Annotated in this window: 24 protein-coding genes; 18 read left to right on the top strand and 6 right to left on the bottom strand. The window is 64.6% G+C overall.

Annotated features, from left to right (window positions below; all coding sequences use genetic code 11):
* Positions 1 to 154: 154 nt before the first annotated feature.
* Both N7422_RS24560 and N7422_RS24555 read right to left on the bottom strand, forming a co-directional pair.
* On the bottom strand, positions 155 to 1,342 hold the full coding sequence (locus tag N7422_RS24560) for a transporter associated domain-containing protein (RefSeq protein ID WP_279808954.1): 1,188 nt from the start codon (positions 1,340 to 1,342) through the stop codon (positions 155 to 157).
* Positions 1,343 to 1,351: 9 nt separating this feature from the next.
* Positions 1,352 to 2,161 carry an inner membrane protein YpjD gene (locus tag N7422_RS24555; protein WP_279808953.1) on the bottom strand — a complete coding sequence of 270 codons (810 nt, stop codon included), beginning with the start codon at positions 2,159 to 2,161 and terminating at the stop codon, positions 1,352 to 1,354.
* A 223-nt stretch (positions 2,162 to 2,384) separates the two neighbouring features.
* Between N7422_RS24555 and ffh the strand changes: the two genes are divergently transcribed.
* The 6 genes from ffh to N7422_RS24525 all read left to right on the top strand — a co-directional run bounded on the left by ffh (position 2,385) and on the right by N7422_RS24525 (position 6,445).
* A complete protein-coding gene (gene ffh / locus N7422_RS24550) occupies positions 2,385 to 3,761 on the top strand; it encodes a signal recognition particle protein (protein ID WP_279808952.1) in 1,377 nt (458 codons plus the stop codon).
* Between the two features lie 232 nt (positions 3,762 to 3,993).
* A complete protein-coding gene (gene rpsP, locus N7422_RS24545) occupies positions 3,994 to 4,245 on the top strand; it encodes a 30S ribosomal protein S16 (protein ID WP_279808951.1) in 252 nt (83 codons plus the stop codon).
* A gap of 5 nt (positions 4,246 to 4,250) precedes the next feature.
* Positions 4,251 to 4,787 carry a ribosome maturation factor RimM gene (gene rimM, locus N7422_RS24540; protein ID WP_279808950.1) on the top strand — a complete coding sequence of 179 codons (537 nt, stop codon included), beginning with the start codon at positions 4,251 to 4,253 and terminating at the stop codon, positions 4,785 to 4,787.
* Positions 4,788 to 4,790: 3 nt separating this feature from the next.
* A complete protein-coding gene (trmD, locus tag N7422_RS24535; RefSeq protein WP_008094486.1) occupies positions 4,791 to 5,543 on the top strand; it encodes a tRNA (guanosine(37)-N1)-methyltransferase TrmD in 753 nt (250 codons plus the stop codon).
* 43 nt (positions 5,544 to 5,586) lie between these two features.
* The gene (rplS, locus tag N7422_RS24530; RefSeq protein WP_011535315.1) at positions 5,587 to 5,937 is read left to right on the top strand and encodes a 50S ribosomal protein L19; all 351 of its coding nucleotides are present in this window, start codon (positions 5,587 to 5,589) and stop codon (positions 5,935 to 5,937) included.
* 100 nt (positions 5,938 to 6,037) lie between these two features.
* Entirely contained in the window at positions 6,038 to 6,445 is a 408-nt protein-coding gene (locus N7422_RS24525; RefSeq protein WP_279808949.1) for an acyl-CoA thioesterase, read from the top strand.
* Between the two features lie 208 nt (positions 6,446 to 6,653).
* Here N7422_RS24525 and N7422_RS24520 read toward each other — a convergent pair whose 3' ends face one another.
* Positions 6,654 to 8,474, bottom strand: a complete 1,821-nt coding sequence (locus N7422_RS24520) for a sodium:proton antiporter (protein ID WP_279808948.1) — start codon at positions 8,472 to 8,474, stop codon at positions 6,654 to 6,656.
* A gap of 68 nt (positions 8,475 to 8,542) precedes the next feature.
* Between N7422_RS24520 and xerD the strand changes: the two genes are divergently transcribed.
* From xerD to N7422_RS24490, 6 genes are all read left to right on the top strand, one after another.
* The gene (gene xerD, locus N7422_RS24515) at positions 8,543 to 9,439 is read left to right on the top strand and encodes a site-specific tyrosine recombinase XerD (protein ID WP_279808947.1); all 897 of its coding nucleotides are present in this window, start codon (positions 8,543 to 8,545) and stop codon (positions 9,437 to 9,439) included.
* A gap of 153 nt (positions 9,440 to 9,592) precedes the next feature.
* The gene (locus N7422_RS24510) at positions 9,593 to 10,342 is read left to right on the top strand and encodes a DsbC family protein (protein ID WP_279808946.1); all 750 of its coding nucleotides are present in this window, start codon (positions 9,593 to 9,595) and stop codon (positions 10,340 to 10,342) included.
* Between the two features lie 82 nt (positions 10,343 to 10,424).
* Positions 10,425 to 11,729, top strand: a complete 1,305-nt coding sequence (locus N7422_RS24505) for a homoserine dehydrogenase (RefSeq protein ID WP_279808945.1) — start codon at positions 10,425 to 10,427, stop codon at positions 11,727 to 11,729.
* Positions 11,730 to 11,783: 54 nt separating this feature from the next.
* The gene (gene thrC, locus N7422_RS24500; protein WP_279808944.1) at positions 11,784 to 13,193 is read left to right on the top strand and encodes a threonine synthase; all 1,410 of its coding nucleotides are present in this window, start codon (positions 11,784 to 11,786) and stop codon (positions 13,191 to 13,193) included.
* Between the two features lie 202 nt (positions 13,194 to 13,395).
* Entirely contained in the window at positions 13,396 to 13,836 is a 441-nt protein-coding gene (locus tag N7422_RS24495) for a histidine kinase (RefSeq protein WP_279808943.1), read from the top strand.
* Between the two features lie 74 nt (positions 13,837 to 13,910).
* Positions 13,911 to 14,192 (top strand): DUF3509 domain-containing protein, encoded by a 282-nt coding sequence (locus N7422_RS24490; protein WP_279808942.1) that lies wholly within the window; start codon positions 13,911 to 13,913, stop codon positions 14,190 to 14,192.
* A 135-nt stretch (positions 14,193 to 14,327) separates the two neighbouring features.
* Here the strand turns inward: N7422_RS24490 and N7422_RS24485 are convergent, their stop codons facing one another.
* On the bottom strand, positions 14,328 to 15,203 hold the full coding sequence (locus N7422_RS24485) for a TIGR02285 family protein (RefSeq protein WP_279808941.1): 876 nt from the start codon (positions 15,201 to 15,203) through the stop codon (positions 14,328 to 14,330).
* A 12-nt stretch (positions 15,204 to 15,215) separates the two neighbouring features.
* The gene (locus tag N7422_RS24480) at positions 15,216 to 16,415 is read right to left on the bottom strand and encodes a CaiB/BaiF CoA-transferase family protein (RefSeq protein WP_279808940.1); all 1,200 of its coding nucleotides are present in this window, start codon (positions 16,413 to 16,415) and stop codon (positions 15,216 to 15,218) included.
* A 136-nt stretch (positions 16,416 to 16,551) separates the two neighbouring features.
* Here N7422_RS24480 and N7422_RS24475 point away from each other — a divergent pair, with 136 nt between their 5' ends.
* From N7422_RS24475 to N7422_RS24460, 4 genes are all read left to right on the top strand, one after another.
* Positions 16,552 to 17,094 (top strand): YaeQ family protein, encoded by a 543-nt coding sequence (locus N7422_RS24475; protein ID WP_279808939.1) that lies wholly within the window; start codon positions 16,552 to 16,554, stop codon positions 17,092 to 17,094.
* Between the two features lie 30 nt (positions 17,095 to 17,124).
* Positions 17,125 to 18,834: a single-stranded-DNA-specific exonuclease RecJ gene (recJ, locus tag N7422_RS24470; protein ID WP_279808938.1), complete on the top strand. Its 1,710-nt coding sequence runs from the start codon at positions 17,125 to 17,127 to the stop codon at positions 18,832 to 18,834.
* A gap of 848 nt (positions 18,835 to 19,682) precedes the next feature.
* Positions 19,683 to 19,817, top strand: a complete 135-nt coding sequence (locus tag N7422_RS24465) for a hypothetical protein (protein WP_279808937.1) — start codon at positions 19,683 to 19,685, stop codon at positions 19,815 to 19,817.
* 77 nt (positions 19,818 to 19,894) lie between these two features.
* Entirely contained in the window at positions 19,895 to 21,001 is a 1,107-nt protein-coding gene (locus tag N7422_RS24460; protein WP_279808936.1) for an NADH:flavin oxidoreductase/NADH oxidase, read from the top strand.
* A gap of 53 nt (positions 21,002 to 21,054) precedes the next feature.
* Here N7422_RS24460 and N7422_RS24455 read toward each other — a convergent pair whose 3' ends face one another.
* A complete protein-coding gene (locus N7422_RS24455; RefSeq protein WP_279808935.1) occupies positions 21,055 to 22,479 on the bottom strand; it encodes a gamma-aminobutyraldehyde dehydrogenase in 1,425 nt (474 codons plus the stop codon).
* Between the two features lie 179 nt (positions 22,480 to 22,658).
* Here N7422_RS24455 and N7422_RS24450 point away from each other — a divergent pair, with 179 nt between their 5' ends.
* Together N7422_RS24450 and N7422_RS24445 are read left to right on the top strand one after the other, a co-directional pair.
* Positions 22,659 to 23,342, top strand: coding sequence for a tellurite resistance TerB family protein (locus N7422_RS24450; RefSeq protein ID WP_279808934.1), 684 nt, complete (start codon positions 22,659 to 22,661; stop codon positions 23,340 to 23,342).
* Positions 23,343 to 23,470: 128 nt separating this feature from the next.
* Positions 23,471 to 25,093, top strand: coding sequence for a methyl-accepting chemotaxis protein (locus N7422_RS24445; protein WP_279808933.1), 1,623 nt, complete (start codon positions 23,471 to 23,473; stop codon positions 25,091 to 25,093).
* Positions 25,094 to 25,097 lie beyond the last annotated feature (4 nt).

Below are 25,097 nucleotides of genomic sequence, written 5' to 3'. Positions count from 1 at the left end.
CTGACGATAGCCCAGGGGATAGGAAGGGAGCGGGCGCTGTTCGGGGTGCTGAAGCAGGACCGCGGGGCGTGTCAGTGGTGCGCACTGGCCGTGGGACGCTGGGTGCGGGTAGCAGGCGGGACGGCAGGGCTGGGTAAGCGTGGCGCGAGTATAGCTATCGAGTCACGGTCCAGACCAGTACCTTGCTGGCGCAGTTGTCCTCTGTCTCGAGGATTTCCAGGCGGTAGCGGCCGATTTTCAGGCATACCGCGCTTGCCGGAATGCTTTCCAGGGCTTCGGTGACCAGGCCGTTGAGGGTTTTCGGCCCGCCGTCGCAGGGCAGGTGCCAGCCGAGCGTGCGATTGATCTCGCGCAGCGACGCGGTGCCTTCGATGACGAAGCGGCCATCGGCTTGGGGGTGGACATGGGGATTGTCGAGGCTCTGCTCGTCCTCGAACTCGCCCACGATTTCTTCGAGAATGTCTTCCAGGGTGACGATGCCGAGCACTTCGCCGTATTCGTCCACCACCACGCCCATGCGCCGCTGTTGCTTGTGGAAGTTCAGCAGCTGCATTTGCAGCGGGGTGCTTTCGGGTACGAAGTAGGGTTCGTAGCAGGCCGCCCGGAGTTTCTCCAGGGTCAGCTCGGCCCGTGGCAGCAGGTGGCTGATCAGCTTGGTGTTGAGCACCGCTTCGACCTGGTTGATGTCGTTGTGGTAGACCGGCAGGCGTGTGTGGCGGCTGACGATCAACTGCTCGATGATGCGCTCGATGGGGTCGTCGAGGTTGACCCCGTCGACCTCGTTGCGCGGCACCAGGATGTCGTTGACGGTGATCTTGTCCAGCGCCTGCAGGCCATCCAGCAGACCGGGGCGGGGCGTATCGCCGGGGGCATCCTCGTCGCGTTCGTCGTCTTGCTGCGGGTGCAGGGCCACGGCGCTTGGTTGCACGCGGAACGGGCGCAGGATCAGTCGGGCGCAACCATCGAGCAGGCAACCCAGCGGCTGCAGCAGCGCCAGCGGTGGTTTCAGCAGATTGCCGCCCAGGCTCAGGAACGATTGCGGGTTGCGCCGGGCCAGGCGGCGCGGCAGGTACTCGGCGAGCACCAGCAGGGTGAGGCCGGCGGCAAGGCCGGCCAGCCAGAAACCGTGTTCACCGCTGTAGCGCTGGCCGATCAGGCAGGCCAGGCCCAGTACCAGCAGTTTGCCGAGGCTGGCGCCGAGCACCAGGCCCTGGGCGGGCAGGGCAGGCTCGGCGTGGCCATTGAGCTGCTGGCGGGCGGCATCCACCGCGGTGAACAGCGCCGACCACAGCAGGGCCAGGGCGAGGGTGCCGAGCAACGGGGCGTACGGCAGGGTGTCCATGGGCGACCGTCAGATGTGCAGGATGAATTCGCGGACCAGCTTGCTGCCGAAGTAGGCCAGCATCAGCAGGCAGAAGCCGGCCAGGGTCCAGCGGATTGCCTTGTGGCCGCGCCAGCCCAGGCGGGTACGGCCCCACAGCAGCACGCTGAACACGATCCAGGCCACGCAGGCCAGCAGCGTCTTGTGTACCAGGTGCTGGGCGAACAGGTTGTCGAGGAACAGCCAGCCGGACATCAGCGACAGCGACAGCAACACCCAGCCGGCCCAGAGGAAACCGAACAGCAGGCTTTCCATGGTCTGCAGCGGCGGGAAGTTGCGGATCAGCCCCGACGGGTGCTTGTGCTTGAGCTGGTGGTCCTGCAGCAGCAGCAGCAGGGCCTGGAACACGGCGATGGTGAACAGGCCGTAGGCCAGGATCGACAGCAGGATGTGCGCGAGGATGCCCGGTTCCTCGTTGATCAGCGGCACCGTGCCGGGCGGCGCGAACTGGGCCAGCAGCGCGGTCACCGCGCCGAGCGGGAACAGCAGCACCAGCAGGTTTTCCACCGGAATGCTCAGGCAGGCGAGGAGCGTGAGGCCGATCACCGCCGCGGCGATCAGGCTGGCGGCGCTGAAGAAGTCCAGGCTCAGGCCCAGCGGGGTGATCAGCTGGAAGAACAGGGCGCCGCCCTGGGCGATGACCGCCAGGGCGCCGAGCAGTCCGAGCAGCCGCTTGTCGGCGCGGGCGCCACGAGCCAGGCCGGTGGCCTGGTAGACGGTCGCGGCCAGATAAAGGAAGGCGGCGATCAGATTGGGGATGAGGCTGGGTGAAGAGAACATAAGTCCTGGCAGGCAAGCCCTAAAGGGACGGAGTTTGGCATAGAACCCGGCAGGCAAGGAAGACTGCGTATCAATCGCGGGGCAAGCCCGGCCGGTGGTCCCGAGCGAGGTGTGCGCAGGAAGCAGTCTCCGCTATAATCGCCGCCTTGCTCTGCCCGGCGCGTGTACATCTCCACCTGGGCACCTGAAAAACCTCGGCTTCACTGGGCCTGAAAGGATCACCATGTTCGAAAACCTGACCGACCGCCTGTCACAGACGCTGCGCCATGTCACCGGCAAGGCCAAGCTGACCGAAGACAACATCAAGGACACGTTGCGCGAAGTGCGCATGGCCCTGCTCGAGGCCGACGTCGCCCTGCCGGTGGTCAAGGATTTCGTCAACAGCATCAAGGAACGCGCGGTCGGCACCGAAGTCTCGCGCAGCCTGACCCCGGGCCAGGCCTTCGTGAAGATCGTCCAGGCCGAGCTGGAAAGCCTGATGGGCGCGGCCAATGAGGAGCTGGCGCTCAACGCCGCCCCGCCTGCCGTGGTGCTGATGGCCGGCCTGCAGGGCGCGGGCAAGACCACCACCGCCGGCAAGCTGGCGCGCCACCTGAAGGAGCGCAAGAAGAAGAGCGTGATGGTGGTGTCCGCCGACGTCTATCGCCCGGCGGCGATCAAGCAGCTGGAAACCCTGGCCAACGACATCGGCGTGACCTTCTTCCCGTCCGACATCAGCCAGAAGCCAGTGGCCATCGCCGAGGCGGCGATCCGCGAAGCCAAGCTCAAGTTCATCGACGTGGTGATCGTCGATACCGCCGGTCGCCTGCATGTCGACGCCGACATGATGGACGAGATCAAGGCCCTGCACGCCGCGGTCAAGCCGATCGAGACGCTGTTCGTGGTCGACGCCATGACCGGCCAGGACGCCGCCAACACCGCCAAGGCCTTCGGTGACGCACTGCCGCTGACCGGTGTGGTGCTGACCAAGGTCGACGGTGACGCCCGTGGCGGTGCCGCGCTGTCGGTGCGCGCGATCACCGGCAAACCGATCAAGTTCATCGGCATGGGCGAGAAGACCGAGGCCCTGGAGCCGTTCCACCCGGACCGGATCGCCTCGCGCATCCTCGGCATGGGCGACGTGCTCAGCCTGATCGAGCAGGCCGAGCAGAACATCGACAAGGCCAAGGCCGACAAGCTGGCCAAGAAGCTGAAGAAGGGCAAGGGCTTCGACCTCGAGGACTTCCGCGACCAGCTGCAGCAGATGAAGAACATGGGCGGCCTCGGTGGCCTGATGGACAAGCTGCCCAGCATCGGTGGCGTGAACCTGTCGCAGATGGGCAACGCCCAGGGCGCGGCCGAGAAGCAGTTCAAGCAGATGGAGGCGATCATCAACTCCATGACCCCCGCCGAGCGCCGCGATCCCGATCTGATCAGCGGCTCGCGCAAGCGCCGCATCGCCCTTGGCTCCGGCACCCAGGTGCAGGACATCGGCCGGCTGATCAAGCAGCACAAGCAGATGCAGAAGATGATGAAGAAATTCTCCACCAAGGGCGGCATGGCCAAGATGATGCGCGGCCTCGGTGGGATGCTGCCGGGTGGCGGCATGCCGAAACTGTAAACGAATCAGGCCGGCTTCCTTATATAAGGAAGCCGGCCAGACCCCCGCTGCGGCGGGAACATGGCCGCCGCGAGGCGGCTCCAACCGGCAGAACTGAGCGGTGGGCCAAAGGCTTGCCGAAAAAGGCATTTGCAAATGTCCGTGTATTCCCCGAGAATATGCGGCCTTTTGGGCACCCTGTGCCCATTTGGGCATTCAGTTTTGCAGCACCGACTATAGGAACGATGTTCACATGGTAACCATCCGTCTTGCCCGTGGCGGCTCCAAGAAGCGCCCTTTCTACCACCTGACCGTGACCAACTCGCGTAACGCCCGTGACGGCCGTTTCGTTGAGCGCGTTGGCTTCTTCAACCCGATCGCCGCTGGCGCCGAAGTCAAGCTGTCGGTCAACCAGGAGCGCGTCAACTACTGGCTGAGCCAGGGCGCACAGCCGTCTGAGCGTGTTGCTCAGCTGCTGAAGGAAGCTGCCAAGGCTGCAGCCTGAGCAGTATGAACGCGACGCCAGAAAAGGCTGACGACCTCATCGTCGTTGGCAAGATTTTTTCGGTTCACGGCGTTCGCGGCGAGGTGAAGGTGTATTCCTTTACCGATCCGATTGAAAACCTGCTGGATTATCGACGCTGGACGCTTCGGCACGAAGGCAAGATTAAGCAGGTCGAGCTGGTCAGCGGTCGTGGCTCCCAAAAGGGCCTGGTCGTGAAACTGAAAGGCCTCGATGATCGCGATGAAGCGCGTCTTCTGAGCGGATTCGAAATCTGCATACCGCGGAGCCTTTTGCCCAACCTGGCAGCCGACGAGTACTACTGGTACCAGTTGGTGGGCCTGAAGGTCATCAATCAGGACGAACAACTGTTCGGCACGATCGATCACCTGTTGGAGACCGGCGCGAACGATGTAATGGTGGTCAAGCCCTGCGCAGGCAGCCTGGATGATCGCGAGCGTCTGTTGCCCTATACGGAGCAATGCGTGCTGGCAGTCGACCTGGAAGCAGGCGTGATGCGGGTTGAATGGGACGCGGACTTCTAGACGATGGGTAACCTTCGCGTAGACGTCATCACGTTGTTCCCCGAGATGTTCTCGGCCATCACGGAGTACGGCATTACCAGCCGCGCGGTGAAACAAGGGTTGCTGCAAGTGACCTGCTGGAACCCGCGGGACTACACCACAGATCGTCACCACACGGTGGATGATCGGCCGTTTGGCGGTGGTCCGGGCATGGTGATGAAGATCAAGCCTCTGGAAGACGCCCTGGTTAGCGCCAGGCAGGCGACCGGAGCATCGGCAAAGGTGATCTACCTTTCGCCGCAAGGCCGCAAGCTGACTCAGCAGGCGGTCAAGGGCCTGGCCGAACAGGAGTCGTTGATCCTGATCGCCGGTCGTTATGAAGGCATCGACGAGCGCTTTATCGAGGCTCATGTCGATGAGGAGTGGTCGATTGGCGACTATGTACTTTCCGGTGGCGAGCTGCCGGCCATGGTACTGATCGATGCGGTTACACGGCTGCTGCCCGGAGCTTTAGGGCATGTGGACTCGGCGGAGGAAGACTCTTTCACCGACGGTCTGCTCGATTGCCCGCACTACACCCGACCTGAGGTGTATGCGGATCAGCGTGTTCCCGACGTGTTGCTAAGTGGCAACCATGCACATATCCGGCGTTGGCGGATGAAGCAGTCCCTTGGTAGGACCTTCGAACGACGCGCCGATCTTCTGGAAAGTCGCTCGCTTTCTGGAGAAGAGAAGAAGCTGCTCGAGGAATATCTCCGCGAGCGGGACGATAGTTAAACGTATCGATGGTGGATCACGTTATCCATCTTAGGAGCACAGCATGACCAACAAGATCATCCAGCAGCTCGAAGCCGAGCAGATGAGCAAAGAGATCCCGACCTTCGCACCAGGCGACACCGTTGTCGTCCAGGTCAAAGTGAAGGAAGGCGACCGCTCGCGTCTGCAGGCGTTCGAAGGCGTCGTCATCGCCAAGCGTAACCGCGGTCTGAACAGCGCCTTCACCGTGCGCAAGATCTCCAGCGGCGTTGGCGTAGAGCGTACCTTCCAGACCTACAGCCCGCAGATCGACAGCCTGGCCGTGAAACGTCGTGGTGACGTGCGTAAAGCCAAGCTGTACTACCTGCGCGACCTGTCCGGCAAAGCCGCTCGCATCAAGGAAAAACTGTCCTGAGTGCAGTTTGCCCGGTGGCCGAGGCCGCCTAGCGAGAAAAAAGCAGCCTTCGGGCTGCTTTTTTGCTTTCTGAAATCTGCCCTTGCGATGTGACCCGAAGATGACCCCCCGAGACCAGGAAATCCAGCGCCGCACCGAACTGTCGGTGACCCGCGTGACCAAAGCGGTGTTCCCAAACACCACCAACCACCACAACACCCTGTTCGGCGGCACCGCGCTGGCGTGGATGGACGAAGTGTCGTTCATCGCCGCCACCCGCTTCTGCCGTCTGCCGCTGGTGACGGTGTCCACCGACCGCATCGACTTCAAGCACCCGATCCCCGCGGGCTCGATCGTCGAGCTGGTGGGCACGGTGATCAAGGTCGGCAACACCAGCCTGCAGGTGCAGGTGGATGTGTTCGTCGAGAACATGTACCTCGACGGCCGCGAACGGGCGATCCATGGCGTGTTCAGCTTCGTCGCCATCGACGAGGACAAGCGTCCGGTGCCGGTGCTGCCGCTGGCCTGAGTGCCCTCGGGTTGATTTGGCGCGCCCCTATGGGAGCGACGTTCAAGGTGTTGGAAATTGGCGTCCGGCTTGGATTTGCCGGGGCTCGCAGTCGCCTGTAGGAGCGGCCTTGTGTCGCGAAAGGGTCGCAAAGCGACCCCGGCAATCTTGAATTGAAGCGGTCATATCCGAAAAATCGCAAAACCTTGAAAGGGATGGCTCTTATAGGTCAATGCGTCACCGGCTGTTCGGTGAGCTCCGGCTCCACCAGTGCCACCAGCGTCCACCCCGGTTGTGGCTTGAGCGGGCTTTCCGGGCTGGCCACATGCACCCAGCCTTGCCCGTCCCGGGCGAACAGCAGCGTGGCCCGCGGGCCATGCAGCTGCTGGTAGTCGCTCCAGGTAAACGCCTCGGTCAGCGTGGTGCTGTACAGCTCCGCGCCTTGGTGCAGCAGCTTGGTCAGCTGGCCATAGGTCATCGGGTTTGCCCCCAGCAGCTGGCCGCGATGCTCCTCGCTGGCCCGGTGCTTGTCGCTGCGCTGTTTTTCCAGGCCGCTGGCCAGCACGAACAACCGGTTCTGGCCGAAGTCATGGCGAAAGCGCGCACAGGCCAGCGCGTTGAGCTCACCTGCCGGTGACAGGCCGAGCAGATGGCCCAGGCCGACCAGGTCGAGATGGGCGTCGGCATGCTGCGAGGCGGGGTTGCCGAAGTAGGTCGGCAGGTTCTCCATGCGCGCGGCGCGGATGTTCTCCCAGCTGGAGTCGGTCAGCAGCACCCGGCAGCCCAGTTGCTGCAAGGCTTTGGCGATGGCTCGCGCCGGCGGGTTGGCACCGACGATGAGAAAGCCGCTCGGCGCCGGCTCCGCCACCTTGAGCAGGCGCGCCAGGGGCCTGGCCGTGGCGCTCTGCAGCACCACGGTGCCGATGATCACGGCGAAGGTCAGCGGCACCAGCAACAGGGCGCCCTCATGGCCGGCCTCATCGAGGCGGATGGCGAAGATGGCCGAGACGGCGGCGGCGACGATGCCACGCGGGGCGATCCAGGCCAGCAGCGCTCGTTCCCGCCAGTTCAGGGTCGAACCCAGGGTCGCCAGCCAGACGTTCAGCGGCCGCGCCAGCAGCTGGATCACCAGCAGCAACGCCAGCACCGCCGGGCCCAGGGCCAGCAAAGCATGCAGGTCGAGCCGCGCGGCCAGGAGGATGAACAGCCCGGAGATCAGCAGCACGCTGAGGTTCTCCTTGAAGTGCAGGATCTGCCGCACATCCACGCCGGGCATGTTGGCCAGCCACATGCCCATGACCGTGACGGCCAGCAGGCCCGACTCGTGGACGATCTGGTTGGCGGCGATGAAGATGCCCAGCACCGCCGCCAACGAGGCCAGGTTGTGCAGGTACTCCGGCAGCCACTGCTCGCGCATCACCTGGCCCAGCAGCCAACCCCCGGCGACGCCAAGCGCGCTGCCGCAGAAGATCACCCCGGCGAAGGTCGCCAGGCTCTGGCTCAGGCCGTTGCCGGCGGCGCTGGCGATGATGAAGCTGTACACCACCACCGCCAGCAGCGCGCCGATCGGATCGATGACGATGCCTTCCCAGCGCAGGATATTGGCGATGGCCGCCTTGGGTCGCACCACGCGCAGCATGGGCACGATCACCGTGGGGCCGGTGACCAGGGTCAAGGTGCCGAACAGGATCGCCAGGGGCCAGTCGAAACCCAGCAGCCAGTGGGTGGCCAGGGCGATCACCAGCCAGGTGCTCAACGCGCCGATGGTCACCAGGCGGTGCACCACGCTGCCGATCTCGCGCCATTGCGACAGGTGCAGGGTGAGGCTGCCTTCGAACAGGATCAGCGCCACGGCCAGCGATACCAGTGGCATCAGCAGCGGGCCGAACAGCGCCTGGGGCTGCAACCAGCCGAGCACCGGCCCGGCGAGAATGCCGCACAGCAGCAGGAACAGGATCGCCGGCAGCTTGAGGCGCCAGGCCAGCCATTGGCAAAGCAGCGCGGCGGCGCCGATGCCACCGACACTCAAAAGAATCTGCTGTTCGTTCATGCGGGCTCCCTCTGCATGCGTCGATATGAAAGACTAAGCGCCATTTCGATGTTTGCCACCGAGTATTCATGCCAGCACTGGACCACCCCCTGATCGACCAGTTCCTCGACGCCCTCTGGCTGGAGAAGGGGCTGTCCGACAACACCCGCGCCTCGTACCGCAGCGACCTGGCGCTGTTCAATGGCTGGCTCCGGGAGCACGGTGTGGCGCTGCCCGATGCCGGCCGCGAGCTGATCCTCGATCACCTGGCGTGGCGTTTCGACCAGGGTTACAAGCCGCGCTCTACCGCGCGCTTCCTGTCAGGGGTGCGGGGGTTCTTCCGTTACCTGTTGCGCGAGCGCCTGGTCGGCGTCGACCCGACGCTGCAAGTGGACATGCCGCAACTGGGCCGGCCGCTGCCCAAGTCTCTGTCGGAGGCTGATGTCGAAGCCCTGCTGCAGGCCCCCGACCGTGGCGAGGCCATTGGCCAACGTGATCGCGCCATGCTCGAAGTCCTCTACGCCTGCGGCCTGCGGGTGACTGAGCTGGTCAGTCTGACCCTGGATCAGGTCAACCTGCGCCAGGGGGTGCTGCGGGTGATGGGCAAGGGCAGCAAGGAGCGCCTGGTGCCGATGGGCGAGGAGGCGGTGGTCTGGCTCGAGCGCTACCTGCGCGATGGCCGCGCCGAGTTGCTGGGCGGTCGGCCCAGCGATGTGCTGTTTCCCAGCCTGCGCGGCGAGCAGATGACCCGCCAGACCTTCTGGCACCGGATCAAGCACCATGCGCGGGTGGCCGGCATCGACAAGCCGCTGTCGCCGCATACCTTGCGGCACGCCTTCGCCACCCACCTGCTCAACCATGGCGCCGACCTGCGCGTGGTGCAGATGCTGCTGGGGCACAGTGACCTGTCGACCACGCAGATCTACACCCATGTCGCCAAGGCGCGCCTGCAGCAGCTGCACGCCCAGCATCACCCCCGTGGATGAAGGATTTTCATGTTCCGCCGACCGGTGCCTGAGTACCCCTACTGCGCCGGTCTGTTGTGGTAGGCTTGGACGGTTTGTTGCAAGGGCCGATTTTTCGCCACGCGCGGTGCGCGGGCGACGCCCTCCGGCCCCGTCCGCCTTCAGGAGTACCCCATGCGCGTGACCCAGATTTTCGCCGCCGCCGCGTTGGCGTTGGCCAGTACCTTTGCCGCCGCCGCGGCCACCGACAGCACCGCCGGCGCCGAGCAGGCTATCCGCAAGTCGCTGCAGAACCTGCAGCTGGAAGTGCCGGTCGAGAGCGTTGCCAGCAGCCCGCTCAACGGCCTCTACGAAGTCAAGCTGCAAGGTGGCCGCGTGCTGTATGCCAGCGCCGACGGCCAGTTCGTGATGCAGGGCTACCTGTTCCAGATCCAGGACGGCAAGCCGGTCAACCTCACCGAGAAGACCGAGCGCCAGGGTGTCGCCAAGCTGATCAACGGCATCCCCACGGCGGAGATGGTCGTCTACCCGGCCAAGGGCGAGACCAAGTCGCACATCACTGTGTTTACCGACACCACCTGCCCGTACTGCCACAAGCTGCACGCCGAAGTGCCGGAGCTCAACCGTCGCGGTATCGAAGTGCGCTACGTCGCCTTCCCGCGCCAGGGCCTGGGCTCGCCGGGCGACGAGCAGCTGCAGGCGGTCTGGTGCTCCAGTGATCGCCGTGCGGCGCTGGACAAGATGGTCGACGGTAAAGAGATCAAGGCCGCCAAGTGCGCCAACCCGGTCAGCAAGCAATTCCAGCTCGGCCAGTCGATCGGTGTGAATGGCACGCCGGCCATCGTGCTGCAGAATGGCCAGGTGATTCCGGGTTACCAGCCGGCGCCGCAGGTGGCCAAGCTGGCCCTGGCAGAGAGCAAGTAATCAATTCAGTACGCCGTCGTCATGGGGTGACGGCATGTTTCACGGTCGGCGCAGGTGCCGGCCGTTCAATGGGGAGTTCACAGTGAAACCGGTCAAAGTAGGCATCTGTGGGTTGGGGACCGTCGGTGGCGGAACCTTCAATGTACTTCAGCGCAACGCCGAGGAGATCGCCCGCCGTGCCGGGCGCGGTATTGAAGTGGCACAGATTGCCATGCGCTCGCAGAACCCGAACTGCCAGATTACCGGTACCCCCATTACCGCTGATGTGTTCGAAGTCGCGAGCAACCCCGAGATCGATATCGTCATCGAACTGATCGGCGGCTACACCATCGCTCGCGACCTGGTGCTCAAGGCCATCGACAACGGCAAGCACGTGGTCACCGCCAACAAGGCGCTGATCGCCGTGCACGGTAACGAGATCTTCGCCAAGGCCCGCGAGAAGGGCGTCATCGTCGCCTTCGAAGCCGCCGTGGCCGGTGGCATCCCGGTGATCAAGGCGATTCGCGAGGGCCTCTCGGCCAACCACATCAACTGGCTGGCCGGGATCATCAACGGCACCGGCAACTTCATTCTCACCGAGATGCGCGACAAGGGCCGCGCCTTCCCCGACGTGCTCGCCGAGGCCCAGGCGCTGGGCTATGCCGAAGCCGACCCGACCTTCGACGTCGAAGGCATCGACGCCGCGCACAAGCTGACCATCCTGGCGTCCATCGCCTTCGGTATCCCGCTGCAGTTCGACAAGGCCTACACCGAGGGCATCACCCAGCTGACCACCGCCGACGTCAACTACGCCGAGGCTCTGGGCTACCGCATCAAGCACCTGGGCGTGGCCCGTCGCACCGCCGACGGCATCGAGCTGCGCGTGCACCCGACGCTGATCCCCAACGATCGCCTGATCGCCAACGTCAACGGCGTGATGAACGCGGTGATGGTCAACGGTGACGCCGCGGGCTCCACCCTGTACTACGGCGCCGGCGCCGGCATGGAGCCGACCGCCTCGTCGGTGGTCGCCGACCTGGTCGACGTGGTGCGCGCCATGACCTCCGACCCGGAGAACCGCGTGCCGCACCTGGCCTTCCAGCCGGATGCGCTGTCGGCCCATCCGATCCTGCCGATCGAAGCCTGCGAAAGCGCCTACTACCTGCGCATCCAGGCCAAGGACCACCCGGGCGTGCTGGCCCAGGTCGCCAGCATTCTCTCGGAGCGCGGCATCAACATCGAGTCGATCATGCAGAAGGAAGCCGAGGAGCAGGATGGCCTGGTGCCGATGATCCTCCTGACCCACCGTGTGGTCGAGCAACGCATCGACGACGCCATCGTCGCCCTGGAAGCGCTCCAGGACGTGGTCGGCAAGGTCGTGCGCATCCGCGTCGAACAGCTCAATTAATTCCGGCGGCGGGTCGCGACGGCGGCCCGCGCCCAGAAACGAAGGTTTGCACCCATGCGCTATATCAGTACCCGTGGCCAGGCTCCGGCCCTGAACTTCGAAGACGTCCTGCTGGCTGGTCTGGCCAGCGACGGCGGCCTGTACGTTCCCGAGAACCTGCCACGCTTCACCCAGGAAGAGATCGCCTCCTGGGCTGGCCTGCCGTATCACGAACTGGCCTTCCGGGTGATGCGCCCGTTCGTCGAAGGCAGCATCGCCGACGCCGATTTCAAGAAGATTCTCGAAGAAACCTACGGCAACTTCGCTCATGCCGCGGTTGCGCCGCTGCGCCAGCTCAACGGCAACGAGTGGGTCATGGAGCTGTTCCACGGCCCGACCCTGGCCTTCAAGGACTTCGCCCTGCAACTGCTCGGCCGCCTGCTCGACCACGTGCTGGTCAAGCGCGGCGAGCGCGTGGTGATCGTCGGTGCCACCAGCGGTGACACCGGCTCGGCCGCCATCGAAGGCTGCCGCCGTTGCGACAACGTCGACATCTTCATCCTGCACCCGCACCAGCGCGTGTCGGAAGTGCAGCGCCGGCAGATGACCACCATCCTCGGCGACAACATCCACAACATCGCCATCGAGGGCAACTTCGACGACTGCCAGGAGATGGTCAAGGCCAGCTTCGCCGACCAGTCGTTCCTCAAGGGCACGCGCCTGGTGGCGGTCAACTCGATCAACTGGGCGCGGATCATGGCCCAGATCGTCTATTACTTCCACGCGGCGCTGCAGCTCGGTGGCCCGGCCCGTTCGGTGGCGTTCTCGGTGCCGACCGGCAACTTCGGCGATATCTTCGCCGGCTACCTGGCTCGCAACATGGGCCTGCCGATCAGCCAGCTGGTGGTCGCGACCAACCGCAACGACATCCTGCACCGCTTCATGAGCGGCAACCAGTACGTCAAGGATGCCCTGCACCCGACCCTGTCGCCGTCGATGGACATCATGGTCTCGTCCAACTTCGAGCGCCTGCTGTTCGACCTGCATGGTCGCAATGGCGCGGCGGTCGCCAAGCTGATGGACACCTTCAAACAGGGTGGCGGCTTCAGCGTCGAACAGGATCGCTGGACCGAGGCGCGCAAGTTGTTCGATTCGCTGGCGGTGACCGACGAGCAGACCTGCGAGACCATCGCCGAGGTATTCCAGAGCACGGGTGAGGTGCTCGACCCGCACACCGCGATCGGTGTCAAAGCCGCCCGCGAGTGCCGTCGCAGCCTGGATACGCCGATGGTGGTGCTGGGTACCGCGCACCCGGTCAAATTCCCCGAGGCGGTGGAGAAGGCGGGTGTCGGCAAGGCGCTCGAGCTGCCAGCGCACCTGAGCGATCTGTTCAGCCGCGAGGAGCGCTGCACGGTGCTGGCCAACGACCTGAAGACCGTCCAGGCCTTCGTCAGCCAGCACGGCAATCGCGGCAAGCCGCTGTAAGCCAAGCCTCGGGCTGCCCGCCTGCCATTCGCGGCGGTGCGGCGCTCCGACCAGCGCGCTCCTGCAGGGACAACTGTGGGGGAGGGTGAGTCGGGGCGCTTCACCGCCGCGATTGTTTTCGGATTTTTCCTATGTAGCTGCCGCCACCGCCCTACTAAAGTGGCCCCCTCGTTCTCAAGGCATATCGTCCGAGGAAAGGCCAATGTACAGGCTCAGTGTCCTTATCCATCAGTCCCGTCCCTTCCACCAGATCCTCCTGCATCAGGCGTTCAACGCCCAAGGCATCTATAGCGTAAGGCTCGTCGAAGGCCTGGCCGACATTGGCCTGGGCCTTCGTCGCGGGCTGCCCGTGGATGTGCTGGTGCTCGATCATGCAATGCCCTGCAACAGCGCCAGTTCGCTGTTCACGCAGCTGTCGTCCGGCGTATCGCCACGGGCGCTGATGTTCGTCGGCCAGGCGCAGGAGGGGCGGCCGGACCTGGCGGGCGAGGCCCAGCGTCACGGTTTGCCGGTACTGCCCGATGTGCCCTGGGGGCGACTGACCACGGCGCTGGGGCGGGCGCTGCACTGCCTGGCGCCACGGCCCGACAGATGTACCTGCCGGGCTATCGAAACTGTCATGTTCGCCGCGCATGCTCGGTGAACCGGCCTGATGGGCGAACTTTCCATCCAGGCTGACGGTCAGTTCCGATATGCCCACAAGCCAGAGTGATCCGGATGGAAAGAATCTGCAGACTGCTCACCGATGCCCTGAACCCCTACCAGGCCGAACTCGGCATGGCCGATGTCGGCGGCAATCGCCAGCTGACCCTGTACGATGAGCGCGGCGTGAAGATCTTGCAGTGCAAGGTCAGTGCGCGCCAGTTGGCTGAGCGACAGCTGCTGGTCGACCTGGTCGATGGCCTGCACCGCGACCTGCAGATCATGGAGGGCCGCCTGCAGCCCTGCGTGATCGCGGCCTTGCAGCATCAGCGACAACTTCAGGGAACCTTCGCCTGACGGGCTTATCAGAGCCAGTAGGGGCAGCGTGGTGAGTGCTTTGCTCCGGCGCTCCTCAGGTTGCCACTGGAAGTCTCAGGACTTTCGCTTGACCCCGGTCGTCCTTCCCCAGCGGCCGGGGTTTCTTTTTGCGCGCTAAGGTTGCGCAGGTTCGCTCCGATCAAAGAAGTGGCGGGCCTGCTCGAGGTAGTCTTCCTGCAACTGCGGGTCCAGCCAGTGCGCGTACAGGCGCGGTAGCGGCTCGTGGCGCAGGTCGGGCAGCAACTGGTCGATGTGGGCGACGGCCTCGCGCCCCAGGGCCGTGTCCGAGCAGCCTATGTGAAGGAACTGGAAGCGATCGACGTTATGGATGGCATGAAAACTGTACTCCTCCGGCGATCCACCCTGCTGCTGGATCAGGTAGCGGATTTCCGGCCAGTAACCGAGTACCAGCTGCAAGCGTCCCAGTTTCTGCATCTGCAGCAGGCTTGCGGTGGCGTCGTTGCCGTAGTGGCGGCTGAACGCGCTGTCCGGTAGCCGGCGAAGGATCTCATCGACCTGCACGCTGTAGCTGCGCTCGGCGACGACGCCCAGTTTGAGCCGGGTCTGGGTCAACAACCGCTCGAGGTCCACCTGTTGCTCGTCGAGGAAGGGCGCCAGCAGCTCCTCGTCCTGCTTGCGTACCACCAGCCCGCCGCTGAGCACGCCCAGCGAGGGTTCGGAAAAGTGGACGTACCTGGCCCGTTCCGGCGTCCACAGCAGGGTCGGGTCGCAGGTGAAGCTCGGCTCCTGGAGCATCTGGATGCCCCGGGCGCGGTTGACCCGGACGATGCTGTGATCGTACTCGGGCATGTGCGCGATCAGCAGGGGCAGCAACTGGTCGATCACGCCCTGGCCTTTCTCCGGGCCTTCGAAGATGGTGAACGGCGGCAGGTCGCGCACCAGCCACAACAGGCGCTCCTTGGCGTCGACCGATTGTCCCGTCAGCAGGAACAACAGGCAGAGCAGGACGGGAAGGCGTGTGATACCCATGGGCCCGAGGGGTCAGACCGTACCGGCTGCGCGCAGGCGAGCGATGGCGGCTTCGTCGTAACCCAGGCTGGCGAGCACCTTGGCGGTATGCTCGCCCAGGGCCGGCCCGACCCACTCGCTGGAGCCCGGCGTGTCGGACAGCTTGGGCACGATGCCCGGCATCTTGAACGGCTTGCCGTCCGGCAGGCGGGCCTGGAGGAACATCTCCCGGGCAAGGAACTGCGGATCGCTGAACATGTCTTCGGCCGAATAGATGCGGCTGGCCGGCACCTCGGCGTCGGTGAGGGTCTGCATCACCGTGCTCAGCGGCAGGCTGTTGGCCCAGCGATCGATCACGCCGTACAGCTCGTCGCGGCGGGCATCACGGCCGTCATTGCTGGCCAGCGCCGGGTCGTCCGCCAGGTCGTCACGGCCGATGGCCTGCATGAAGCGCTTGAAGATTGCGTCGCCGTTGGCGCCGATCTGCACGTGGCGGCCATCGGCGGTGGTGTGGATGGAGGAGGGGGTGATGCCTGGCATGATGTTGCCGGTGCGTTCGCGGATGAAGCCGAACACGTCGAATTCCGGGACCATGCTTTCCATCATGGCGAAGATCGCTTCGTACAGCGCCACGTCCACCACCTGGCCCTGGCCGCCGTTCACTTCGCGGTGGCGCAGGGCCATCAGCGCACCGATCACCCCCCACAGGGCGGCAATGGAGTCACCGATGGAAATCCCGGTGCGTACCGGCGGACGGTCCTCGAAGCCGGTGATGTAGCGCAGGCCGCCCATGGACTCGCCGACCGCGCCGAAACCGGGCTGGTCCTTCATCGGGCCGGTCTGGCCGAAGCCCGACAGGCGCACCATGACCAGGCGCGGATTGAGCGCGTGCAGCACGTCCCAGCCCAGGCCGAGCTTCTCCAGTACGCCGGGGCGGAAGTTCTCGATCAGGATGTCGGCATCCGCGAGCAGGCGTTCGAGGACTTCGCGGCCCTCCGGGTGCTTGAGGTTGAGGGTGAGCGACTGCTTGTTGCGCGCCTGCACGAACCACCACAGCGACGTGCCTTCGTACAGCTTGCGCCACTTGCGCAGCGGGTCTCCGCCGTCGGGCGACTCGACCTTGACCACCTCGGCGCCGAACTCGGCGCAGATGCGCGAGGCGAACGGGCCGGCGATCAGCGTGCCGAGTTCGATGACTTTCAGGCCGGCGAGGGGTTTGCTGGGCGTAGGCATGGGGTTTCCGAGGCGAATGGCGTGGAGCGGTGGTTGTATCACAGCTCGGCGGCGGCAGGTATATCGGTGTTGGGCCCGCGCGGGTGTCGGATCGGGTAGACTGTGCGACTTTCTCTATCAACGAAGCCCAGCGCCCATGGCCCAGCCGTCCACCACCTACAAGTTCGAACTGAATCTGACCGACCTCGATCGCGGCGTGTATGAAAGTGTCCGCCAGACCATCGCCCGCCACCCTTCGGAGACCGAGGAGCGCATGGCCGTGCGGTTGCTGGCCTACGCGCTCTGGTACAACGAGAACCTGTCGTTCGGCCGGGGCCTGTCGGATGTCGATGAAGCGGCATTGTGGGAAAAGAGCCTGGACGATCGCATCCTGCACTGGATCGAGGTCGGCCAGCCTGACGCCGAGCGCCTGACCTGGTGCTCGCGCCGTACCGAGCGCACCAGCCTGCTGGCCTATGGCAGCCTGCGGGTCTGGCAGAACAAGGTGGTCGATGCGGTCAAGGGCCTGAAGAACCTGAACATTGCCGCCGTGCCCCAGGAAGTGCTGGAGACGCTGGCCAGCGACATGCCACGCACCATCAAGTGGGACGTGATGATCAGCGAAGGCACCGTGTTCGTCACCGACGACCGTGGCCAGCACGAAGTGCAGCTGGAATGGCTGCTCGGCGAGCGCGGCTGACCTGATCCCTACCTGAGTACCGAAGGCCCCATGCGCATCGAACCCCGTCCCCTGCCGTCGCCCTTGCCATTGCTGGGCAACCTGCCACCTTTGCTGGCCCGCCTGTACGCCGCCCGCGGCGTGCAGTCCGAGGCCGAACTGGACAAGAGCCTGGCGCGCTTGCTGCCCTATCAGCAGCTCAAGGGCATCGACGCGGCGGTGGACCTGCTGGTGGCGGCGCTCGACCAGGGCCAGCGCATCCTGATCGTCGGCGACTTCGACGCCGACGGCGCCACGGCCAGCACGGTCGGCGTGCTTGGCCTGCGCCTGCTGGGCGCGGCGCATGTCGACTACCTGGTGCCCAACCGTTTCGAATACGGCTACGGCCTGACGCCGGAGATCGTCGCGGTCGCCTTGCAGCGCCAGCCGCAGCTGCTGATCACCGTGGACAATGGCATCTCCAGCGTCGAGGGCGTCGCGGCGGCCAAGGCTGCGGGGCTCAAGGTGCTGGTCACCGATCACCACTTGCCCGGCGAGCAGTTGCCGCAGGCCGATGCCATCGTCAATCCGAACCAGCCGGGCTGCACGTTCCCCAGCAAGTCGCTGGCGGGCGTCGGGGTGATTTTCTATGTATTGATGGCCCTGCGCGCGCGCCTGCGCAGCCTGGGGCGCTACGAGGCGCAACCCCAGCCGAACATCGGCGAGCTGCTCGACCTGGTGGCGCTGGGCAGCGTCGCCGACGTGGTGCCGCTGGATGCCAACAACCGCATCCTGGTGCACCAGGGGCTGGAGCGCATCCGTGCCGGCCGGGCCCGCCCGGGCCTGAAGGCGATTCTCGAAGTGGCCCGGCGTGACCATCGGCGTATCACCTCCACCGACCTGGGTTTCATCCTCGGCCCCAGGCTCAATGCCGCCGGGCGCCTGGACGACATGAGCCTGGGTATCGAATGCCTGTTGTGCGATGACGCCGCCCTGGCGCTGGACATGGCCCAGCAGTTGGATGGCCTGAACCAGGACCGCAAGTCCATCGAGCAGGGGATGCAGCGCGAGGCCCTGGCGCAGCTCAAGGACCTGCCGGTCGAGTCCATGCCCTATGGCTTGTGCCTGTTCGACGCTGACTGGCACCAGGGTGTGATCGGCATTCTCGCTTCGCGCCTGAAGGAGCGTTACCACCGTCCGACCATCGCCTTTGCCGATGCGGGGGAGGGGATGCTCAAGGGGTCGGCGCGGTCGGTGGCGGGGTTCCATATTCGTGATGCGCTGGATGCGGTGGCGGCGCGGCATCCGGCGTTGATCAGCAAGTTTGGCGGACATGCCATGGCGGCGGGGTTGTCGTTGCCGGCGGAGCACTTCCCGGCCTTTGCCGAGGCCTTCGACGAAGAAGTCCGGCGGCAGTTGCGTGAGGAGGACCTGACCGGGCGGTTGCTGTCCGATGGCACCTTGGCGGTCGAGGAGTTTCACCTGGACCTGGCGCGGGCCTTGCGCAATGCCGGGCCTTGGGGGCAGCACTTTCCGGAGCCGTTGTTCCACGGGGTGTTCCAGCTGGTCGAACAGCGGGTCGTGGGGGAGCGGCATTTGAAGGTCGTGCTCAAGAGCGAATGTGGGGCGGTGCGGTTGGACGGGATTGCCTTTGGTATCGACCGGGAGGTCTGGCCTAATCCGACTGTGCGGTGGGTGGAGTTGGCTTACAAGCTGGATGTGAATGAGTTTCGGGGGAATGAGAGTGTGCAGTTGATGATTGCGCATATGGAGGCGCGGTGAGCTGCTGTTCATTGATTGATTGATTGATTGATTGATTGGTTGATTGGTTGATTGGTTGGTTGATTGGTTTTGATAGTTGTATGCGCATTCATTTGTGATGTCGACGCTTATTCACCTTTCCGCCCTTACGGCGGGTTACTTTGGTCTTGGCCAAAGTAACCAAAGCCGCTCGCTCCATTCATACGGCCCCTGCGCTGCGCTCCGGGGTTCCCTCACTCCGGCCTTGCTCCCGGGAGGACCGCGCTGAACGGCCCATCCTGGGCCGCAGCGCTTGACGGGCATCCATGCCCGTCACCTCCCTCCGCAAGTCCTGCGTTCGGCCTCCTGAAGTCGCGAAGTTACGGGCGGCGCCTGGACTGGCGCAGCTGTCGCTAGTTGAATATGTAATTAATCTCTCTATTCCATCACGGGGCAAGCACGCTCCCACGCAATAGTCATCGATATACAAATCTTTGTAGGAACAGGCTCGCCCCGCGATAGGTCGGGGCAGCCAATATATATCTAACTGACAAGTAAATAACTTCGCACTTCTTGCTCTTGCTCTTGCTCTTGCTTTTGCTTTTGCTTTTGCCTCTAAGCGCGCAATAGTTCAGGCACCACAAATTGCGACTTCAGGAGGCCGAGCGCAGGACTTGCGGAGGGAGGTGACGGGCATGGATGCCCGTCAAGCGCTGCGCCCCAGGATGGGGCGTTCAGCGCGGTCCTCCCGGGAGCAAGGCCGGAGCGAGGGAACCCCGGAGCGCAGCGCAGGGGCCGGATGAACGGAGCCGAACGGTTTTGCCTACTTTTCCCACGAGAAAAGTAGGCCGCCGTAAGGGCGGAAAGGTGACTATGCGTCGCCATCGCCAATGAATGCGCATACAACCATCAAAACCAACACTCTCGAAGCCGAAGCCGAAGCCGAAGCCGAAGCCGAAGCCGAAGCCGAAGCCGAAGCCGAAGCCGAAGCCAAATCCGAATCCCACCCCAATGGTCTAGTCTGAAAAAGACCGTATCCGAGCCCAGCCCCTACAACGAGTGCCCGGACCGGACAACCATTGGAGTCCCTGGGAGGTGCCCCATGAGCCTGCTGCTCGAGCCGTACACCCTGCGTCAACTGACCCTGCCCAACCGCATCGCCGTCTCCCCCATGTGCCAGTACTCCGCCGTGGACGGCCTGGCCAACGACTGGCACCTGGTACACCTGGGAAGCCGCGCGGTTGGCGGCGCGGGCCTGGTGATCAGCGAGGCCGTCGCGGTCACCGCCGATGGCCGCATCACCGCCGAAGACCTCGGCCTGTGGAATGACCAACAGATCGCCCCCCTGCAGCGGATCACCCGCTTCATCACTGCCCAGGGCGCCGTGCCAGGTATCCAGCTGGCCCACGCCGGGCGCAAGGCCAGCACCCACCGGCCCTGGCTGGGCAAGCACGGCAGCGTCAAGCTCGAAGACGGGGGCTGGCAGCCGGTCGGGCCGTCGAAGATCGCCTTCGACCCCGAGCACACCGCGCCCCATGAGCTGAGCAAGGAGCAGATCCAGGACATTGTCGCCGCGTTCGTCGCCGCGACCGAGCGGGCCCTGAAGGCCGGTTTCAAGGTGGTGGAGATCCACGCGGCCCACGGTTACCTGCTGCACCAGTTCCTTTCCCCGCTCAGCAACCAGCGCCGTGACGAGTACGGCAGTTGCTTCGAGAACCGCATTCGCCTGACCCTGCAAGTCACCGAGGCCGTGCGCAAGGCATGGCCGCAGGAGCTGCCGTTGTTCGTCAGGGTATCGGCGACGGACTGGGTCGAGGATGGCTGGAACCCGGACGAGACCGTGGAGCTGGCACGTCGCCTGCGGGCACTGGGCGTCGACCTGATCGATGTTTCTTCAGGTGGCACGTCGGTGAACGCGGAAATCCCCACGGGGCCTGGCTACCAGACCCGCTTCGCCGAACGGGTGCGCAAGGAGTCGGAAATCGCCACGGGCACCGTCGGCATGATCACCGAGCCGGCCCAGGCCGAACACATCCTGCGCACCGGCCAGGCCGATGTCATTTTTCTCGCCCGGGAGTTGCTGCGCGATCCTTACTGGCCACTGCACGCCGATGATGACCTGGGTGGCAACAAGGCCACCTGGCCGGCGCAGTACCAGCGCGCCACCAGCCGGGCCAACCCGATCCACGAGTCGGACCTGCGCGACTGATTCAGCGCGGTAAGGTGAACCCTGCGCAGATCGCGGGTATCTGCGCGGGTTGATCAATGCTTGAACATCACATGCCGCACACAGGTGTAGTCCTCCAGCCCATACATCGACATGTCCTTGCCATACCCCGAACGCTTTTGCCCGCCATGGGGCATTTCGCTGACCAGCATGAAGTGTGTGTTGACCCAGGTGCAGCCGTACTGCAAGCGCGCGGCAAGGCGATGGGCGCGGCCACTGTCGCGGGTCCAGACGGATGACGCCAGGCCGTACTCGGAGTCGTTGGCCCATTCCAGCGCCTGGGCTTCGTCGTGGAAGCGGGTGACCGAGACCACCGGTCCGAATACCTCATGGCGGACGATTTCATCATCCTGCAGCGCGTCGGCAAGGACGGTCGGCTCGAAAAAGAAGCCGTCGCCGGGCAGCGCCTTGCCACCGGTGACCAGGCGAATGTGTGGCTGGTCGATGGCGCGTTGCACCAGGCCGGCGACCCTGTCGCGGTGCTGGGCGCTGATCAGCGGACCGAGCTCGGTGCCGGGGTCGTTCTGCAGGCCGGGCCTGATGCCGGCCACCGCTTCGCCCAGGCGTTCGACGAAGCGTTCGTAGATGCCGTCCTGGACATACAGTCGGCAAGCGGCAGTGCAGTCCTGCCCGGCATTGTAGAAACCGAAGGTGCGGATGCCATCGATGACGGCGTCGATATCGGCATCGTCGAACACGATCACCGGTGCCTTGCCGCCCAGTTCCATGTGCATGCGTTTCACGCTGTCGGCGGTGGCGCCGATGATGTGCGCGCCGGTGGGAATGGAGCCGGTCAGTGACACCATGCGCACCTTGGGATGAGTGACCAGCGGGTTGCCGACAGTCTGGCCACGGCCGAAGAGGATGTTGAGCACCCCGGCCGGCAGCAGGTCCTGAACCCGTTCGCCCAGGTGCAGGGCGGTCAGCGGGGTGAGCTCCGAGGGCTTGATCACCACGGTATTGCCTGCGGCCAGGGCTGGGGCGATCTTCCAGGCCAGCATCATCAGAGGATAGTTCCAGGGGGCGATGGAAGCGACCACGCCCAGCGGGTCGCGGCGGATCATCGAGGTATGCCCGGGCAGGTATTCCCCTGCGGCCGAGCCCCCCAGGCAGCGGGCCGCGCCAGCGAAATAGCGGAACACGTCGGCGATGGCCGGAATCTCGTCACCAAGCGCCGCGGCATAGGGCTTGCCGCAGTTGTCCGACTCCAGCCTGGCGAGCGTTTCAGCGTGTCGTTCGACAAGGTCGGCAATGGCCAGCAGAGCTGCCGAGCGCTCCTTCGGCGTGGTCTGCGACCAGCTGTCGAAGGCCTGGTCGGCAGCGCGCACGGCCGTGTCGACCTGGGCCTCGGTGGCTTCGTTGATCTGCGCCAGCGCCTTGCCGCTGGCCGGGTCGAGCACTGTCCAGGTCGGGCCTTCGCCGTTCACCAGGTGGCCATTGATCAGCATTCGGGTTTGCATGGTACATCTCCTGTGGGGCTTGGGCGCTCGGCGCAAGAATGCCCCTACAGCCTAGAAGCGACTCGCGGTGGCAACAAACCAGGCGTGCAACATCCGGATGCAAATGCGTTAAGCCTGGCTTCAGCTTGCCGGCCTACTCTGGAGCCTGCTCACATTCCACCCTTCACGAGGTACCCCAGATGAACACGCGTGGCCTGCTCGATCAGCTACTCAAGACCGGTCAGTCGATGTTGCAGAACCAGCAGGGCAAAGTCCCCGGCGACAAAGGCGCGGGCGGCTTGGGCGGCTTGCTGTCCGGCGCGGGAGGTGGCGCCCTGGCGGCGGGGGCCATGGGCCTGCTGCTGGGCAGCAAGAAGGCCCGCAAGTATGGTGGCAAGGCGCTCACCTATGGCGGTCTGGCCGCCCTTGGCGTGCTGGCCTACAAGGCCTATGGCAACTGGCAGGCACGTCAGGGCATGGGCAATCAAGAGCCGCAGACACTCGACCGCCTGCCACCGGCCCAGGCCGAGCAGCACAGCCAGGCGGTATTGCGGGCATTGGTGGCGGCGGCCAAGTCCGATGGTCATATCGACGAGCGTGAGCGCGCGCTGATCGAGGGCGAGTTCACGCGCCTGGACAGCGACCGCGAATTGCAGCACTGGCTGCACGCCGAGTTGAACAAGCCGCTGGACCCTGCCGAGGTGGCGCGCGCCGCGCAGACGCCGGAAATGGCCGCCGAAATGTACCTGGCCAGTGTGATGATGGTCGATCAGGAGAACTTCATGGAGCGAAGTTACCTCGACGAACTGGCCCGTCAGCTGCGTCTGGACCCAGCCCTGCGCCAGGAGTTGGAGAGCCAGGTAAGGATTGCCGCGGGTCAATGAACCGGCATCTGGCCACTCCGACAGGCACGGATGCCTGAATCCACCTGCATTCAGCCGCAAAAGCGTAGGAAGCCTGGGCTATACTTCGGCGATTTTTCCCGCTCGTATCGAATTCCTGAGGGCTGAATGTGAAGAACTGGACCTTGCGCCAACGGATCCTGGCAAGTTTCGCCGTGATCATCGCCATCATGCTGCTGATGATCGTGGCCGCCTATTCGCGGCTGGTGGCGATCGAGTCCAGTGAAGAAGACGTGGGCAACGACAGTATTCCCGGCGTCTACTACAGCTCGATGATTCGCAGCGCCTGGGTCGACAGCTACGTCAACAGCCAGCAACTGGTGGGGCTGTCCAACCACCGCGAAATCACCACGGCCGACAAGGAACTGTTCAAGAGTTTCGACGATCGCCTCAAGCAGCACATGGCCAGCTACCAGTCGACCATCCGGGACCCCGCGGACCAGGCGGCCTTCGATGATTTCACCCGCCTGGAGCAGGAGTACGTCAAGCTCGTCGACCAGGTCCTGGAAACCTACCAGCAAAAGAACTATGCCGAAGCCCAGCGGCTGATCAATGACGTGCTCACGCCTGCCTGGAAAGAGGGACGGCAACACCTCAACGCGGTGATCGAGCGCAATCGCGAGTCCGCCGATGCCGCCACCAACGAGATCGTCAGCGCGGTGAACACCGCGAAAGGCAGCATGATCGTCTCGCTGCTCCTGGCGATCGTTGCCGCCGGCATCTGTGGTCTGTTGCTGATGCGGGCGATCACCGCGCCGATGCAGCGCATCGTGCATGCCCTCGACCGTCTGCGCTCCGGCGACCTGAGCATGCGCCTGAACCTGGACCGCAAGGACGAGTTCGGAGCCATCGAAGGGGGCTTCAACGAAATGGCCGAGTCGCTGGCCAACCTGGTTTCCCAGGCCCAGCGTTCGTCGGTGCAGGTGACCACCTCGGTCACCGAGATTGCTGCGACGTCCAAGCAGCAACAGGCCACCGCTACCGAAACGGCAGCGACCACCACGGAAATCGGTGCCACCTCGCGGGAAATCGCCGCGACCTCCCGTGACCTGGTGCGCACCATGACCGAAGTCACCAGTGCCGCCGACCAGGCCTCGAGCCTTGCCGGCTCCGGCCAGCAGGGACTGGCGCGCATGGAAGAGACCATGCACCAAGTGATGGGCGCAGCCGATCTGGTCAACGCCAAGCTGGCGATCCTCAACGAGAAGGCCAGCAACATCAACCAGATGGTGGTGACCATCGTCAAGGTTGCCGACCAGACCAACCTGCTGTCGCTCAACGCTGCCATCGAAGCGGAAAAGGCCGGCGAGTACGGCCGTGGTTTCGCCGTGGTCGCCACCGAGGTGCGTCGCCTGGCCGACCAGACCGCCGTGGCCACCTACGACATCGAACAGATGGTGCGCGAGATTCAGTCGGCGGTATCGGCCGGGGTGATGGGCATGGACAAGTTCTCCGAGGAAGTGCGCCGCGGGATGTTCGAGGTGCAGCAGGTGGGCGAACAGCTCAGCCAGATCATCCACCAGGTCCAGGCGCTGGCGCCGCGGGTGCTGATGGTCAACGAGGGCATGCAGGCCCAGGCCACCGGTGCCGAGCAGATCAACCAGGCATTGGCTCAACTCAGCGATGCCAGCACCCAGACCGTGGAGTCGTTGCGCCAGGCGAGCTTCGCCATCGACGAGCTGAGCCAGGTGGCCGCCGGTCTGCGAGGTGGTGTGTCGCGGTTCAAAGTCTGACGAC

The sequence above is a fragment of the Pseudomonas sp. GD04091 genome (assembly GCF_029836165.1).
GTDB lineage: Bacteria > Pseudomonadota > Gammaproteobacteria > Pseudomonadales > Pseudomonadaceae > Aquipseudomonas.
The sequence above is the reverse complement of the archived record's forward strand: the minus strand, read 5'-3'. Positions and strand labels throughout refer to the sequence as shown.